The organism is Dyadobacter sp. CY347 (assembly GCF_021502655.1).
Lineage (GTDB): Bacteria > Bacteroidota > Bacteroidia > Cytophagales > Spirosomataceae > Dyadobacter.
The window spans coordinates 352,153-368,663 of record NZ_JAKFFT010000007.1; the positions used below are offsets into that span (position 1 = coordinate 352,153).

9 protein-coding genes and 1 tRNA gene are annotated in these 16,511 nt (G+C 42.6%); 1 reads left to right on the top strand and 9 read right to left on the bottom strand.

What is annotated here, in order from left to right; all coding sequences use genetic code 11:
- Positions 1-153: 153 nt before the first annotated feature.
- Both L0659_RS17190 and L0659_RS17195 read right to left on the bottom strand, forming a co-directional pair.
- On the bottom strand, positions 154-1,428 hold the full coding sequence (locus L0659_RS17190; RefSeq protein WP_235127854.1) for a relaxase/mobilization nuclease domain-containing protein: 1,275 nt from the start codon (positions 1,426-1,428) through the stop codon (positions 154-156).
- On the bottom strand, positions 1,416-1,832 hold the full coding sequence (locus L0659_RS17195; RefSeq protein ID WP_235127855.1) for a plasmid mobilization protein: 417 nt from the start codon (positions 1,830-1,832) through the stop codon (positions 1,416-1,418). Before L0659_RS17195 ends, L0659_RS17190 begins: the two co-directional genes overlap by 13 nt.
- A gap of 378 nt (positions 1,833-2,210) precedes the next feature.
- On the opposite strand from L0659_RS17195, the gene L0659_RS17200 reads away from it, so the two are divergent.
- Positions 2,211-6,782 carry a hypothetical protein gene (locus L0659_RS17200; RefSeq protein WP_235127856.1) on the top strand — a complete coding sequence of 1,524 codons (4,572 nt, stop codon included), beginning with the start codon at positions 2,211-2,213 and terminating at the stop codon, positions 6,780-6,782.
- A 790-nt stretch (positions 6,783-7,572) separates the two neighbouring features.
- Here the strand turns inward: L0659_RS17200 and L0659_RS17205 are convergent.
- The 7 genes from L0659_RS17205 to L0659_RS17235 all read right to left on the bottom strand — a co-directional run bounded on the left by L0659_RS17205 (position 7,573) and on the right by L0659_RS17235 (position 16,508).
- On the bottom strand, positions 7,573-8,550 hold the full coding sequence (locus L0659_RS17205) for a hypothetical protein (protein WP_235127857.1): 978 nt from the start codon (positions 8,548-8,550) through the stop codon (positions 7,573-7,575).
- Positions 8,543-9,349, bottom strand: coding sequence for a triacylglycerol lipase (locus L0659_RS17210; RefSeq protein WP_235127858.1), 807 nt, complete (start codon positions 9,347-9,349; stop codon positions 8,543-8,545). The genes L0659_RS17205 and L0659_RS17210 overlap by 8 nt, the downstream gene beginning before the upstream one ends.
- Before the next feature lie 389 nt (positions 9,350-9,738).
- On the bottom strand, positions 9,739-10,959 hold the full coding sequence (locus L0659_RS17215; protein WP_235127859.1) for a site-specific integrase: 1,221 nt from the start codon (positions 10,957-10,959) through the stop codon (positions 9,739-9,741).
- 248 nt (positions 10,960-11,207) lie between these two features.
- A tRNA-His gene (locus L0659_RS17220) sits at positions 11,208-11,283 on the bottom strand.
- 119 nt (positions 11,284-11,402) lie between these two features.
- Positions 11,403-12,005, bottom strand: coding sequence for a superoxide dismutase (locus L0659_RS17225; protein ID WP_235127860.1), 603 nt, complete (start codon positions 12,003-12,005; stop codon positions 11,403-11,405).
- A gap of 63 nt (positions 12,006-12,068) precedes the next feature.
- Positions 12,069-12,485 (bottom strand): nucleoside deaminase, encoded by a 417-nt coding sequence (locus tag L0659_RS17230; protein WP_235128052.1) that lies wholly within the window; start codon positions 12,483-12,485, stop codon positions 12,069-12,071.
- Positions 12,486-12,602: 117 nt separating this feature from the next.
- Positions 12,603-16,508: a T9SS type A sorting domain-containing protein gene (locus tag L0659_RS17235; protein ID WP_235127861.1), complete on the bottom strand. Its 3,906-nt coding sequence runs from the start codon at positions 16,506-16,508 to the stop codon at positions 12,603-12,605.
- Positions 16,509-16,511 lie beyond the last annotated feature (3 nt).

Sequence of the window (16,511 nt, forward strand, 5' to 3'; positions counted from 1 at the left end):
GTTTACCCCTTGGCTGCAAATCAAGGAGGCGGTTTAAGGAGCGGCGAGAGCCGGGGGCGCCTAGCCGCGGTAAATAGCCTCATGGATTTGAAGTCGTCACTTTTTGCTTTGTACCTTTCGTTTCGCTGTGGTGCGAGCGCAATTCTCCAAAAATTAAAATCCCATCGAAAACCCTTTCTGCTTCTTCCGTTTCGGCTTCTTCAACTGATGCGGCACATACTCACCATCCTTAACAGGAGACAACAAAGAATCAAGAGACTTATCATTCTCCAACGAGCTAACATTTCCGGCATTGTTAACATTACCAGCAATAGCAGCCTGGCCCACATCCATTCCTATCCCTTGAGACTTTTGCTGATGAAGAGAAAAAGGATCCTCGATGCATCGCTCGGCAATGCCATTCGCGCTATACTTCTTACCCAATGCACTCCCGTTAAAAACACATTTTGTACGATGGTCTAAATATGTGATCCCGTACAGCTTGCCTTCCTCATTTTTTCGGATTACCGTATCGATCCCGTCTTTTTGAAGAATGTTCATCAGTCTGGGCAATGACACGTTTTGTTTACCATACAAAGTAAAATCTATACTGTTCTTAACACGTAACGAATCCTTCGTACGGTTCGGATTCATCTCATTGTACAGAAAACGCACTTTCAGATTTCTATGTGTTGGTTTGAAATGAAAGTCGCTTGCTTTAATGGGCACCCCAACCCGATTGCCATCTTTATCCAGCACGCGGTATAAGATGCCATTGTTCTTTCTGATCCTCGAACCCTCTGAGCCAATGTCCGCCGCAACATTATATTGGTTAAGCACCGCATTCAATTCTCCCATCGTAGTGAACTTGTATTCGTTCAGAACTTTGTCGAGCACATTGGCAATGGCCTTCTTGGTTTCTGACTTTCCATACGTAGCTTTAATGCCAACTGGCTTCAAAGTAAACTCCTGTGCTTTTCGATCTTGTGCCTTCACCAAACCAAAATCTATCTCAATCTCTTTCCTGGTTTTTTCCGATTGGTTTTTGCCCAGGTTGTGCAGTGAGATCCGGCTACCATCTGCTTTGATATTGGTCGTCACAATATGCACATGTGGGTGACCGGCGTCCCGGTGCTCATATACGAGGGCGGGTTGCTTCTCAAATCCAATACCTTTTAAATAGGCTTTCGAAATCTCCGCAAGCTGTTCTTTGCTTAGCTTTTCTGACGGATCAAAGTTCAAAGACACGTGAACCGTATTCACCTTTGTCCTTTTATTCAAAGCCAACTGCCTCTGTATCCGGTTCAGTTTCTGATCAAAACTCAGCGCATCCGCATCCTTCGGATAATTGATAGCCGAAATGCATTCCGCACATCCCTGTTCCCGCTTGTTTTCATTGTAATGCAGCACTGACCGAAGTCTGCTGCTAGTGTGGATTACTGCAACCATCGATCTGCCAGTTTATCTGTTTGCGATTTGATCTTGTCCAGTACTGAAAACAGAAATGTCTTTTCAGCTTCGTAGCTGGCGATCCAATGTCTGAACTCTGAAATTTGGTTCACGGCATTAAGGCGTTTGGTCGCCTGGTTGAAATTGTTGCCAAGCCGGTTAAGCTCTTCCCGCAGCTCTGACAATTCAACAATCATCTGATCTTGCGAACCGTTCCTTTCGATCACGGTTACCGGTCGGTTGAAGATCAAGAGCCGCAAGAATTCGCTTAATTTCCGACAGGTGGTGTGGCTGCGTTTGGCTTCCAGCTTGGCGTATTCTTTGGGTGTTAGCCGGAAGATTACAAGCTTTGTCTTGTTCGATTTTTCTTCTTTCATCACGATCCTATCTACACTTTCAAACATTAAAAACTCCTTCAAAAACCTGGACCGACTTTGGAGGGGAAGGCCAGATCGGGTGCGCAGCAACCGGCGATTGTATTACAATCGTACATCTGGCCAGACGCGCAAAGCAGGCGGCTCATTTGGATTTCGAAGTCTTCGAAACCAAGTATTGAGCCGATTTGTGAATCTAGTTTATTGAAATGGAATTTGCCTATCCTGTGTAAATTTGCCTTAGGATAAGTGAATATGAAACGCAGATAAAGAGTAGCCAATTTCTCTATCTTATTTGCTTCAGAATTAGTCTCATCATATTTGGAATGGTGGTAAAAGTTTGCTATTCTCGATAATCGGTCAAATTCAAAATCCTCGCAAAAGAAACAAGCTGAGAACAATAATCTTATGATAAACATTAGTTTCGAGGAACCCGAAATCCGTCAGGAACCAGATCTCCCACTCCCTATTGAAGGTCAATCATATCCTTACAATCAAATCGCGAATCCGCGCCGCTTCGAAGAACTTATTTACAGCATTTTCAGAGAGAAGATTTCTATTGGAGACTTCGAAAATTTTGATACTATTAGCTTGATGTCGGGTGTAAGGGATAAAGGTCGAGACTGTGCTTTATTTATAGAAGGCAAGGCGCATGGACTAATACAGTGTAAGCAATACAAGGAAAATTACACGAAAGAAGATTTTGGTTTAGAAATTACAAAATTTGCTTTGTACAGTTTGCTACATGAGAGGCTGATTCACAGCAAGGAAAGTTTTACATATTTCATAGTAGCCTCATCTGGCTTTTCTGGGGAATGCTCAGATTTCATCGACGACTTCTCTGGTAATATAATAAACGAACCGAGGCTCGACCGATGGGTGACGAAAAATCTAGCTGCTCCAACCCTCGCTCCTTTGCGATTACAAGAACGCACGGAAGAGGTACGCAGCATTCTCAGCTCCATTAAAGTCAGGAAGTTTATCCCAGCAGATCTTGATACATTTCTGAGCGACGAGAAAATTTCAATGTTAACGCCGCTGTTTTTTGGAATACGAACTGTAACAGATAACAGCAAAGTTGAAGCTCTGTTGAAAGCTCTGAAACCAGAGTTATCGTCGAGCGATATTCTAAGTCAACTTAGTCGTGGTTCAGTTGGATTGAATGTAGAGCGAAATGAATTTGAAGGCATCCCAGGGTCTCACATTGTCAGAGAAGAAACGGGAGAATTGCTTCAATGGATTTTGGCTGATTCACAAAGAGACGAGCATGGCAAACCTCTTAACATATGCCTGCTAGCTGGACAAGCTGGTCATGGAAAAACGATCATATTGAAGGATTTGTATGATGATGTATGCAAATTGAATATTCCCGTTTTAGGTCTTAAAGTGGATAAGTTGTATCACTACACAATTTTAGATCTTCAAGACAACCTTGGCTTATCACTTCCTATTTATGATTTTTTTGAAGCTTGCGGTAAGCACTTTCCCTTAACAGTGGTATTAGTCGATCAAATAGATGCTTTATCCCAATCAATGTCATCTGATAGACGCTATTTGAATGTATACAAATCTCTTATAGACAATCTTGCTAAAAAGGAAAATATTAAGATCGTAATCTCGGTGAGAACTAGCGACTTAAACTATGATCCAAGCCTCAGAGTTTATAATGGCGTGAAGACCGTTAAGACTAAGATTTTGAATGAAGCTCAAGTGTTGGAGCAATTAGCCAAGATTGGTATCCTGCCTCATCAGATTCCGAAAAAGTTATTGGAATTGCTTAGAACTCCTAGCCATTTCAACGTTTTTTCTAGAATTGCCTTGAATAGTAAAAACAGCTTCCAAGCGACCTCAGTTCAAGACCTGTATTTCGAACTGTGGGCAACGAAGGTAACTCATATATCCAAAGGGATCCCGGTCGAGCCTACCCGAGTAAAGCAGCTGCTATATAAAGTTTCTGAAAAGATGTTTGAACTTCAAAGGATAGTTGTCTCGGAATACCCTTTTGAGGATTTTGCGCCGGAACTCCGCTATCTTGAGAGCGAATTAATATTGACGAACGAAGCAAAACAATTGCAATTCTTCCATCAATCATTTTACGATTTTGTCTTTGCAAAAGAATTTGTTGAAAATGGAAAGGATCTAGTAAAGTATATTATCGAAGCTGAACAATCTATTCAAATTCGTTCGGCTGTAAAGATGATGCTTGGCTACCTCCGAGACTATGATCATCATCAATACATAGAGACGATTGAAGGGATCTTATGGAACAAGGAAATATTTTTCCATATCAAACATGTTGCATTATCGATTATTCATTCACAGGAGGTGCCTACTGACCAGGAAATCAGAACTGTTTTGAAATCTTTCCAGCATTCAATGCTTTTTGCTAACCTGTTCTTTGAACAAGCTTGGGCAAAAGTGTGGTTTGATGTAAGTAGAGAACACTCATTACTTAACGCTCTTAGGATTATTGACCCAAGTCTTCTATTTGACACATGGGGCCATGCATCTGAGCAAGATATTGGCTATTTGCGCCACATCTGTCTGGCTTTTGTAAGACGTTTTCTTGATGAAGGTGATGATCGAGATGTTTGGGAGTTTGTGAGAACAATTGAAGATCAATCCATCTGGGAGAACGTATTGTATTCCGCCAGAAAATGGGCTGAACCGATACAATATGAAATTTTTAACCTGTGCACTGATTTTGAGTCAAGGGATCCCTTTGCCTATTATCATGTGCTGTCCAATATAGCAAAAGCTAATCCCGAATTTGCCTTGGAACGGCTTGAAATCTTGCTGCCACAGCATTATGGGAGCGCTAAACGTAAACGGGAATATGATGAAAGAGAGGTTCTTAAAGAATTGGCTAGTAGTGTCCCAGAGAAGTTATTTCCAATTTTATTTAGGATTATCGAGGCGGATATCGAGAATGGCAATGAACAAGACGAATATCTGACCAGGGATTACAGATTTAGAACCGTCGACCTGGTTCATGACGAGCATTTAGAAGGATCGGAGTTTCTGTACAAGCTTTTGGCACAATGCTTACGCCTTGCTGCCGAACGCAAGGCACATAGTTTCTCTTCATTCTACAAGGCAAACAGAGTGTCTAAACTCGATTCAGTACTTAGGTTACTGATTTATTCTCTCAATGGCAATGAAAAGATGTACTCTGATGAGATCTATAAATTGAGTAAGTGGTTCATAGAAACACGTCAAGATATGATTGATTCCAGAGTTTCGTATGAACTCCGTGTCGTTTTAGGCAAAGCAATTCCTTATTTTGCTAAGGATCAGGCATCATCAATGGCAGAAGTGATAATGTGCATTGTGGTACCAAATGAGGTATATTATAGCACACACTCTGATCCGAACATGTCACGAATTAGGTCGTGTTGGGGTTTAACAAAATACCAATGGCTGATGCGATTACCATTAGATTTCATAAATGGCGATATCTCCATTAAGCGCCACTTCTTAGAATTGAAACGAAGATTTCCTAGGTATCAAGATATCGGCAGAAGTAGCTCCGGTATGGCAGGGTACATTTCCAGCCCAGTGCCCGATTCTGCTCATAAACGTATGAAGAATAGGGATTGGATTAGGGCTTTTCGAAAGTATCATAAGGATAGAGATCGCTATGGGGACAGTTTCCTGAAAGGTGGAATCGATGATCTGGCTAGTGCATTTCATAGTTTTGTCAAAGATGAGCCTGTGGTGGAAAAATTAGATATCATAAAAAATTGTATCGGAGATCCGACGGTTGATATTATATATCCAATCGTGGGTCTTAAAGGTTGGACGGCTGCTGCAAATCCGGATCTTGAGTTGGCAACGCCACTATTCAAACAATTATTGGGGCTATCTACGGAGACCTATATTTCGGATATGATTAGCATAGCTTCGAATCTTGTTGGAGTAAATAGTGATAGTGAAGATGTGGTTAAATTTATAACCGAAGTTGCTCTTCGATACGACGAACAGTATAGTAAGGTTAACTTTTCCGACGATGGTAGAACATCAATTCGTGGATTAATTACAACAGGTGTAAACACTCCTTATGGAGCAGCAATAAGAGCCTTGATGCATGTCACTAATCCGGAACTCAAAGATCTAGTTTTTTCAACGGTCGAAAGAGTGATGCGTCTCGGACCAAGTGAAGCCCGTGCATCCGCAGTATTCAATTTTGCCTATTTAATGAACTTAGATAGGGATAGGGCTTTCGAAATATTTGCTGCATGGGCTAACAGGGAAACGGACATACAAGTGATCGCTTCTGCCATTTGGTCACTTCAATATATGGGCCGATACAATTTTGAAACCTTGAAGCCTGTCTATGACAAACTGGTCATATCTGATATTATAGGAGATGAAGATAGTCACTCATTATTTGTCATTCTATATGAAGCTTATATGCACAATTTACAAGGAGCAGATTCGCTCCTTTATATATTGCTTGACAATAACAAGCAGAGCTGTTTACGTGCGGTCAATGAAGTCATAAAATATTATTACCTATTTCCCGACGGTAAAAGTAAGAACGACAAAGTACTTGATTATGTCCTTACTAAGGCGCTGGATGAAGATTATGAAAAATTCAGTTGGAATTTTCTGAACGCTGATCACATTAAGCTGAATGACATTTATCAATTCCTCAAGAAGTATATCAATTCTCCATATTTCAGTGTAAATGAGTATTTTATCAATTATCTTACTCTGCAATGTCGCCAATCACCGTTGATTGCAATCGAACTATTTGATCTTGCAATGCAGCGTAAAGACATAAATGCAAAGCAGAAATTTTATAGAGATGTGAGTGATGCAACAATCAAGTTCATTGTTGGAGCATTCAAAACGGTCAACAATAGGGACGAGAAGAGCAAAATGGCGAGAGCTAAACTTCTCAAATCTTTTGATGTGGTTTTGACTGATTACCATTTTAAAAATGATGCGGAGAAGATATTAGAGGACGTAATGTAGTTCTTTCTAATTGTCAACGATAAGTCGGAAAAATGTCGAAAGAAATTAGTCTTTTGAGAGAATAGTTTGTCAGCAGTTCCAAGTAATAACATCGTTACACTGAATTTTAGTCCGATATACGACACTCATAAACTTGTACAAATGCAAAGCCTAATTGAAAATATGGATTCAGTGTAACAATCAAGTGTTACTTAACAAACTGTAGCGCTGAAGTTGGAAAAGCTCTCGAGCCATGGTTACCATATATGAAGGTACATATTGTCACATCTTTGTCAGAATAAGTCACGACCCAAGTGAAGCCATCCTCACCAAGCCGGACCTGGTCACCTATTGCAAATACAGATTCATTCTTTCCTAAAAAGGGATTCTTGTCAGTAAAAGAGTTAAGATCGAAATGTTGCTCGCAGATTATACTTCCATCACTACGAACCTTGAATACACCGTGCTTGTGGTATAAATTGCTATATCGATATTCATAGCGCTTGCCGTCTAGCTTACTCCAAACGGCAGTTCCAGGCTGAAAAAGTGAAATATCCATAGGCTTGATTAAGCAATCGTTAAAATGACAGACTGATCACCAAATGTGATCTTATCAAAAAGATACAACGCGGTTCTAGTTTTTTAATTTTATCGCAAGCATTTTTGTCTACTATTCAAGTTCCTGTAATACAGGAGCCTGCTATGGTAATTTAATCGATTAACACTTTCTGACTTTCCTTGGCTTGTGAGAACCTACGCAGATATTATCCTTAGAAATTGCTTTATACAGATAACTAGCCTGTTAAGAGTTTTATGAAGAGAAATATTTTATTAAGGCATCTCCCCATTTCTTATCTAAAACAAAGTCAGCATCCTCTCGTGCCTGGTGAATCGCTAAGGATGCAAACAAACTCAGCTTACTTTCATCCAATAGACTGGTATTTTTGTCAATTACCAAACCGTCAGCAATTTTAGCAAAAAGCTGTGGTGAACGAAAAGCTTGCTCAATGTTACTAAAGGATCTGTCAAGGAGGTCGGCCATCTTTAAGTCAATTTGGTCAAAATAATAGCTATGAAACGTCCAAAGTGAGGACTGTAAAATGGGATATTGGACCGTTGCTTCTATAAGCGTTCTAAGTTGACTTAGGAAGGCAGTATACTTTATAAATCCTTTAACGCTCCGCGTCGCTGGTGAGCTATCTCTTGAAGTAAAAGCCTTGTTTAATTCTTCAAAGGATGATAAAATTCGAGTTACTTCACTAATTGTCTCGCCGTCATACCAAACAAAATCGAGCATCTCCATAAATCGACAAATATCTTTATCTTGTTTTAGGAATCGAAACAAAGATACAAATTCAGTAAATGCACCAATTGTGTCCGTATTTGCCTCTTGCTGGAATGTTCGATTTTCCTTTACATATTGACAGAGATAGAACACAATAGGATTGGGGTAGTGAATGGTATAATATTCTTTTATCGCTTGATTGTCTAGAACTAACAAAATTTCATCAGTCAATTCTTTATCCAATTTATTAGGTATATATCCTGAAAAAATGGCAATCGCTAAAATGCCATAACAGTCTAGGAGGGCATCTACTTGATATCGAAGCTTCAATTCACTTCCATCGACTGGAACTGGTCGATGAAATCTCAACAAATGGGCGAGACCGCTTTGATTATCATTAAGGAAGTAATTGTTGATGAGATTAAGTATACCTTTTTTTGCTTCGCCCTTATCATGAAACTCGGCAAGCAGCGAGGTTAAATTTTTTTTATTATAGCTATCCATTAATCTTCACGATTGATTTGATATACTCAAGTGGCTCAGAATAAACTTGCGTTGGCTTACAAACTTTTGTATGATTAGAATTCTCAATAACTCGTGCAGGGCTATCAAGTAGGTATTGATGGTTTCTAATTACCTTATCACCTTTCGCATGTATTACAAGCTGCGCTTTTGAGAAGTCGCCTTTTCCTTGATTCTGTAAATCTTTCGTATGCTCTTTTATATTTTTCAATAATCCTTCACCAGGAGTTAAGTCGCTAAGAATCGGGTATTTAAATTTTGCAATGACCCCAAGCAATGTAAGCAACCCAGGTAATGACTCCAACGCTAGCAAGACAATTTGTGCCCCGTTATGCGCTGGTGCAAATAGCGCTAATTTTGACTTATCTACCCATTGTTTGTCTGCAATTGAAGCCAAAAGTTGAGCCTGACGTACAAGAACTGCACCAAGTGAATGGGCAACCAAAAGAATTGACTGATAGCTCCTCTCCGGAAGATTTTGTAGTGGTGGCAATATGTGATTTCGACCTGGACTTTCTAATAAATTTAAGAAGTTGTACAATTGAGCGGAATGATCGCTTGCTTGTCCCTTTAAGGTGTCGTAGCCATAAAAAATTACATCAGTTTTCTTAAAATGATCGTCAAAAAGGATCATCGATAGAAAGTTATTCCATGTGCCTGTGGCGCTGCCACCAAAACCATGGACAAATATTATAATATTGCTAGGCACTTCGTAGCTAAAAAAGCCTTGAGTGTTTAATCCATGAGCAATAGCGCAAGAAGTTGTATGGTTTGAATTCATTTTTGACACCAGCTTAATTGACTTAAAGATACGACATATTCAATGCTCTTACGAAACAATCAGTATTGATTAGACCAGCAGAATGTATTAGACCATGTGCCTGTGGCTGAACACGAATTTGATAAGTGAAGACGGATTTTTTTTTAGAACATCGACTTTAAAATTATATCTACTAAGAAAATGTTGGTACCCACGATACAATGAAATCATACAGTGCTCTCAATTCAGCTTGGTGCGATAGCAAATACACACTAAGAAAGCCCAAACTCTCTACGGTGTAATTTTCAAAGTGACTTGGAATTTTTTCCAGTTAATCTGATTAGAACTAGGAAAGCTAATGAATTACTGAGGCGAACTGTAGTTATCGCCTCAGTACTACGCTCTGATCTTCAACCACCCTTCAACCGCTCCCGCAACCCCTTCATATCCTCACTAATCTTCACATCCAAAATCTTAGCATAAATCATAGTCTGCTTCAAAGACCGATGCCCCAGCATTTTCGAAACCGTCTCAATCGGCACCTTATTGCTCAGCGTCACCGTAGTAGCAAACGTATGCCGCGCAATATGAAAAGTCAGCGTCTTGGAAATCCCGCACAGGTTAGCAATCTCTTTCAAATAAGCATTCATCTTCTGATTACTCAGAACCGGCAACACAACACCAGCAGCGCAGCACTGTGGGTGATCTTTATATTTCTCAATAATTTCCAGCGCTGTATCCAGCAGCGGAATACGTGTAGGCGCATCCGTTTTCTGGCGGGTTGTGTCGATCCAAGGTTCGCCGTCCATGCCGATGACAATATCCGTAGTTTTCAATTGCTTCACATCCACATAAGCAAGTCCGGTGTAGCAGCAGAACAAAAAGATGTCACGTACTTGGCTGATCCTTTCAACTTCAAATACTTTCTCAGTTAACCGTTTCAGTTCGTCCCTGGATAGCGGATTCTTTACAACCTCCTTTTTGGTCAGCTTAAAACCTTGAAATGGATCCTTCTTCAACCATTTGTTATTGACGCAGATCAGAACAACCTTTTTCAGATTGCTCATGTATTTGATCGCAGAGTTATGGTTGCAACCTCGCGCACTACGCAGCCAGAAATTGAATTCAGTAATAAATTCATAATTCAAATCCCTGATCGCCATATCATCCTTCTTGTATTTCCACTTGATAAAGGAAGCGGTATGCTCCTTGGCGGTTTTGTACCGCTTCAAGGTGAGCGGGGCGAACTCTTGGTCGACAAGCGCTTCCATCTGTTCATTATGGCGCTGGAAGACTTCAAGGATAGTGCGAGTCTCATTGCTCTTACCAAGCAGAACATTCTTCAATGCTTCCGCTGTCAATTCCTTGTCATCCTCGATCAGAATCTTCTTCGCCTGAAAAACTTTTGAGCTCAGCATGTCCAGATAGGCATTGAGCGTGCGGGTTTCTTCTTTTTGGCCGGTGGCTCTACCCGCATCTGCATTCCATCTGGTAGGGCTCCAAAGCTGTTTTGTGGACATTTCGACAGACTTGCCGTCTACCGTAATTCTGAGGTAAACATAACGTAAACCCTCCTTTTGGTACTTGGCGTGTTTCAAATAGAAGAACAGGCCGAAAGTTTTTTCTAACATAACGCTAACATTTAAGTGGTTAAATATCGCGTTACCGGCCTTTCCAAACAAGATGTTTACGGCGTAAACAGGTTGTCAATCAGAAACTTACGGGCATTTTCCAGCGTCTTTTTTCGTCAAGCGTTGAACTACACGAATGACGCTGGAAAACATGGGAATTTTTGCATTTTTTGATATGATCTGAAAAACAAAAATGCCCGCAAATCATTGATTTACAGGCATTTTGTTTGACTTTGAACTTATTTCAAGGGAGGGAGACGGGTCTCGAACCCGCGACCTCTAGAACCACAATCTAGCGCTCTAACCGACTGAGCTACAACCTCCGTTCTGAGGGGGAAAACCCCTTTCGAGGATACAAAAGTAGGAAAAGGTTTGAAGGTTGCAAGAGTAACTGTGCACTTTTTTTTCAACCTCCAAACCTTAATCTATATTTTCAGCCCTTGTTACGCGCCAACATAAAGAGCGTCAGCAGCTTTCCAGTCTACTACGTTCCAATATGCGTCGATGTAATCCGGGCGCTTGTTTTGATATTTCAGGTAATAAGCGTGTTCCCACACGTCCAAACCGATGATAGGCGTTCCTTTTGCCTCTGCAATGTCCATCAATGGGTTGTCCTGGTTTGGGGTAGAAGTAATGGCTACGCCGTCGCCGGATTTGATCAACCATGACCATCCTGAGCCGAAACGGCCTGTTGCCGCTTTTTTGAACTCGTCTTTGAATGCCTGGAACGATCCGAATTTCGCTGTAATCGCTTTTCCTAGCTCGCCAGTTGGCTCACCGCCACCGTTTGGAGAAAGTGATTTCCAGAAAAATGCGTGGTTCCAGTGACCACCGCCGTTGTTACGAACCGGTGCTGGTGCTTTGCTGATATTTGCGACAATCTCTTCTATGCTTTTGCCTTCCAGTTCAGTGCCTGCTACCGCTGCATTCAAATTGGTAACATATGCCTGATGGTGACGGTCGTGATGTATCTCCATAGTCAATGCGTCGAAATGAGGCTCCAATGCATTGTTTGCGTAAGGTAAGGGATCTAGTGTAAACGCCATTTTCAGTGTAGTTTAATGTTTAAAATATATACTATATCAGTAGGCTAACAGCAGAAAAAGGCTTTATGTTCTTAATCTCCTAAAAAATTTGAGCAGCAGCTCCTGCGATTCGGTTGCCAAAATTCCGGTTGTCAGACTGGTTTTAGGATGTAAAATAACTTTGCCAAGCCTGGAAAATCCCCGTTTTTCGTCAGCCGCACCGAATACCACGCGGTCCATTTGCGTCCAATAGAGCGCCCCGGCGCACATGACGCAGGGTTCGAGCGTTACGTACAATGTGCAATCCTGAAGATATTTTGACCCCAGATTATCTGACGCCGCGGTGATGGCAATCATCTCTGCGTGAGCGGTCACATCGTTGAGTTTTTCGGTTTGGTTATAACCTTTACCAATAATGCGCTCGCCAATTACCACCACAGCGCCCACCGGAATTTCGCCTTCTTCGTACGCTTTTTCGGCTTGCCGCATGGCTTCTGCCATGAAGTAGTTGTCCAGAATGTCTGCCTGAATGTTCAATGTAAATGGTTGTTATTGAATGAAAACGGGACATTCATCGCTAAGCAATAAATGTCCCGTTTGTTATTTTTTAAACCCAAATTAAGGCTTCATAATGCGCCAGACTGTATTCTTATTCCCGTTTGTAACCCTTAGCAGGTAAAGTCCTGAAGGGTAGGAGGAGAAGTCTACATGAGTCACTTTCTGGTTGATGCTTTTCACAGCGCGTGAGCGGCCGGTAAGATCAATAACCTCTGCGCTAGCTTCTCTTGGCGCAATAATACCGTCAATTTCCACGGTGCATTGTGTTGTAACGAGTGTTGGATAAACCTTCACCCAATCGGCGGAAGCCGCCGGCTCAACACCCAGGATCGGATCCACCTGAACTCTGGCGCTACCAGCTCCTTTACCCGTTCCGCAACCATTGGTCACCTTCGAAATGGTGTAAGTCGTCGTCGTTCTCGGTGCCAGTTTGAATGTATAGGGAGTGACAGATGCGGTGATCAGCGAATCCTTTGTGCCATTGCTCAATGTGAAAGTCCAGGGTGCTTTTCCTGTGGTTTCAATTTTCATATCCGCCTTATCGCCCACCAGGATCGTTTGTGTGCCGGTGATTGTGGCAACCGGAAGCGGACTAGCCGTAATGGTGATCGAGCTTACACTGCCTTTTACCGTAAATTCAGGGTTCGTGCCCGAACTCACGACACGCACATAATAGCTTCCTGCCAGCGTTGTGTCCGGGAACGTGGCTGTGATGATATTGGATGAAGCAACGGACGGAATACTGACAAATTTAGCGTCCGTATTCTCCGTGGCAATCTGTACTTTAAATGTATTTTCGGAAGGAAAATCGCCCGACTGCTGGAATGGCACACTGAATGTCTTACCTGCGCAAGCTTCGGCCACGGAAGGGTTACCCGAATTAATGGTAGGGATTTTCACTGTTACCAAGGCGCTTCCGATGGGTAAGCCTTTACCGCAAGCATTGGCCACATCGGTAAGCAAGTAAGTGGTCGTAGTGGTTGGCTTAACCTGGATTTCGTGATTTTGCTGATCTGTTGTATCAGTAGTGCCGTCTGAAAGCGTATAAATCCAAGGTCCGTCGCCCGTGAATCTGATCCGGATCGTTGCCGTTTGTCCAAGGTCAATGGTAGAACTTCCTGATACCGTTGCAGATGGTAATGCTTTGATGTGGATTTTGATCTCTTCTTTTGGACTTTCGCAGCCATTTGAGCCTGTTTGTGTCACGAAGAATGAATAATCCTGTACTTTTTCTGTGAATGGTGTAAATGGAACACCTTGGAAATCAGTATCATTTGCATTGCGATACCATTTCAGGATAGAACCTGTTGCGTCCAGCCTGGGTGCAACTTCGTTCTGGCAGTATGCAAGTTGCGTAGTGGTTTGTGGTTTTGGTGTTGTATTGATTTTTACATCAATCTTGGCACGGTCGCTGACACAACCTTCGAGTGACTGGCCTACAAAATAAGAAGTCGTTCCGCCTTCCGCAGTGGATGGAACCGGCGCATTGTCACTAGGATCGCCGCCTGTTGCATTTGTTCCGTACCATTTCAGGATCCCATTTGTCACCGGCGTCGCCGATAATGGCTGCGCTGCAACGAACTGGCATATTTCAACAAGTGAATTGTCAATTCCCGGTAAGCCTGGAAGTGGTTTTACGCGGATTTTTTGAGCAATTCTTGTTGCGCTTTCGCAGTTCTTTGCAGAGATCTGAGTTGCGTAATATATGGTCTCTCCGGCATTTTTGATGTTTATAGAAGGCGCATTTTTTGATGCATTTCCACCTGTCGCAGCCGTGTACCAGTTTATGGTATTTCCGCTGGAAGCCTGGGTTGGGAATGTGTAGGTTTTGTCTGTGCGCTCCTGGCAAACAACTTCGGAAACTGTTGGTAATGTTGCTGGCGTCGCGTTAACGGTCACGTCAAGTTTGGCGCGTGGACTTTCGCAAACCAGGCTTCCGTATGTGTTGGATTGTGACAAATAGTATGAATTTACACCTGCCGTCGCTGTTCCGGGAGTAGGAGTGGTAGCGTAACTGGTGCCTCCCGTGGGTGTGCTATACCATTTATAAGTGCCTCCTGATGGTGTTAATGGAACTGCTTTTACGCCTGCGCAATAATCGACTGGAGTAACAGTAGGAGCAACTGGTGTGTCTTTGATAATGACATCAATTTTTGCCCTCGGTCCTTCGCATAGTCCGGATGCTGTTTGGCTTACATAATAGCTCGTTGTGCCAACGGTTGCTGTATTTGGTGAAGGTGCAGTAGATGAGCCATTTCCGCCTGTTGCAGCAGTATACCATTGCAATGCAGCGCCAGTCGCTGTCAACGGACTTGCTGTTGAATTTTGGCACAAATTAACTGGCGAAATAACGGTTGGTAAAGTAGATAAATTTCTGATGGAAACCTTAATTTCAGCTCTTGCGCTTTCACAACCGCCTATTGTCTGGCTTACATAGTAACTTTTTGTTCCTATCGCATTGGTGGTTGGAGTAGGAGCAGAAGCCGATCCTGTGCCGCCTGTTGCATTAGCATACCATTTCAGATTGCTTCCCGTAGCGGTTAATGTTGGTGGAGTTGCATTTAGGCAATAAGTCAGATCATCAACTGCCGGAGCAGCAGTCTGGTTTATAGTAACTTTGATTTCGGCTTTCGCACTTTCACATCCACCAATGGTTTGGGTCACAAAATAAGATGTCGTTCCCGCTGATCCGCTTGAAGGTTTTGGTGCTGCGCCAAGAGCGGTGCCGGATTCATTATACCATTTAAGGCCTGTCCCGGTGGCGGTTAATGCCGATGTGGTTTCGTTTAAACAGTAAGAAACATTTGCAACTCCTGGCGCCGCTGGTGGAACGCATGCAGTAACAGTTACCTCGATTGCCGAACGAACACTTTCACAATCATTCAATATTTGACTTACATAATAAGTTGTCGTTCCAACGGTGCCGGTTGATGGCGTTGGCGCTGTTGTGGAAGCTGTTCCTCCCGTTGCATTGGTGCCGTACCAGTTCAATGTTGCACCCGTTAATGCAGTCGCTTGAAGTGCCTTGGCATTTGTTTGATCTTTGGTATATGAAACCGGCGTTGTCACAACTGGCTTTGCAGGTGGCGTACAAGCCGATACATTCACAACAATCGCTGAACGCTCGCTCTCGCAATCATTCAAAGTTTGGCTTACATAATAAGTGATTGTTCCAACCGCACTAGTTGAGGGAATGGTCTTGGTTGCAGAGGCTGTTCCTCCGGTTTCGTTGGCTCCATACCAATTCAATTTAGCACCGGTCAATGCTGTTGCTTCCAATGCGACGGCTGTCTGGCCTTTTGTATATGAAACAGGCGTTGTCACAACTGGCTTTGCAGGTGGCGTACAGGCTGTTTTTGTAACATTCACAACAATTTGAGACCGGTCACTTTCGCAGCCGCTTACTGTTTGACTTACGAAAAAGGTTTGTGTTCCCTCTGTTTCAGTGTCAGGGGTGGGAATGGTTGCTGATCCGGCAGCACTAGTTTCGGTGTTATACCATTTCAAGGCTGTGCCGGTTGCGTCCAATGCAACTGCTTTATCTCCTACTTCATAGGCGACAGGCGAAATTACAGTTGGCTTTGCAGGAATAGCATTTATTTTCAGGTTAGCGCTTTCTGATGTTGCGATTGCGGGAACCAATAATACGAAGCCAATGACGCGTATTTTATATCCGGAACCTGCAACGGTTCCGTTTGGAATGGTTACCGAAATTGGGGAAGTGGCCGAAGATCCGAGATCAACCGGGGCGGCAAAGGAGCCGGATGCGTTTGATAGTTGGGCTGTAAAATTTGTAGGCGCTAAGAGAATGTCTTCTGCCGTGAACTCAACCGAAACTGTTCCGCCGGCACAAACCTCCGCTGGCTTCAAAGCATCCGTTGTAATTGTCTGGCCAAATGAATTTGCGACGCATAAAATCGCGGCAAGGATTGTAAAAATACTCTTTTTAATAGATGTTCTTTTCATGTA

Excerpts from the sequence above, each read along its gene's own strand:
- L0659_RS17190 (WP_235127854.1), bottom strand. The coding sequence starts at position 1,428 with ATGGTTGCAGTAATCCACACTAGCAGCAGACTTCGGTCAGTGCTGCAT.
- L0659_RS17195 (WP_235127855.1), bottom strand. The coding sequence starts at position 1,832 with ATGTTTGAAAGTGTAGATAGGATCGTGATGAAAGAAGAAAAATCGAAC.
- L0659_RS17200 (WP_235127856.1), top strand. The coding sequence starts at position 2,211 with ATGATAAACATTAGTTTCGAGGAACCCGAAATCCGTCAGGAACCAGAT.
- L0659_RS17205 (WP_235127857.1), bottom strand. The coding sequence starts at position 8,550 with ATGGATAGCTATAATAAAAAAAATTTAACCTCGCTGCTTGCCGAGTTT.
- L0659_RS17210 (WP_235127858.1), bottom strand. The coding sequence starts at position 9,349 with ATGAATTCAAACCATACAACTTCTTGCGCTATTGCTCATGGATTAAAC.
- L0659_RS17215 (WP_235127859.1), bottom strand. The coding sequence starts at position 10,959 with ATGTTAGAAAAAACTTTCGGCCTGTTCTTCTATTTGAAACACGCCAAG.
- L0659_RS17225 (WP_235127860.1), bottom strand. The coding sequence starts at position 12,005 with ATGGCGTTTACACTAGATCCCTTACCTTACGCAAACAATGCATTGGAG.
- L0659_RS17230 (WP_235128052.1), bottom strand. The coding sequence starts at position 12,485 with ATGGCAGAAGCCATGCGGCAAGCCGAAAAAGCGTACGAAGAAGGCGAA.
- L0659_RS17235 (WP_235127861.1), bottom strand. The coding sequence starts at position 16,508 with ATGAAAAGAACATCTATTAAAAAGAGTATTTTTACAATCCTTGCCGCG.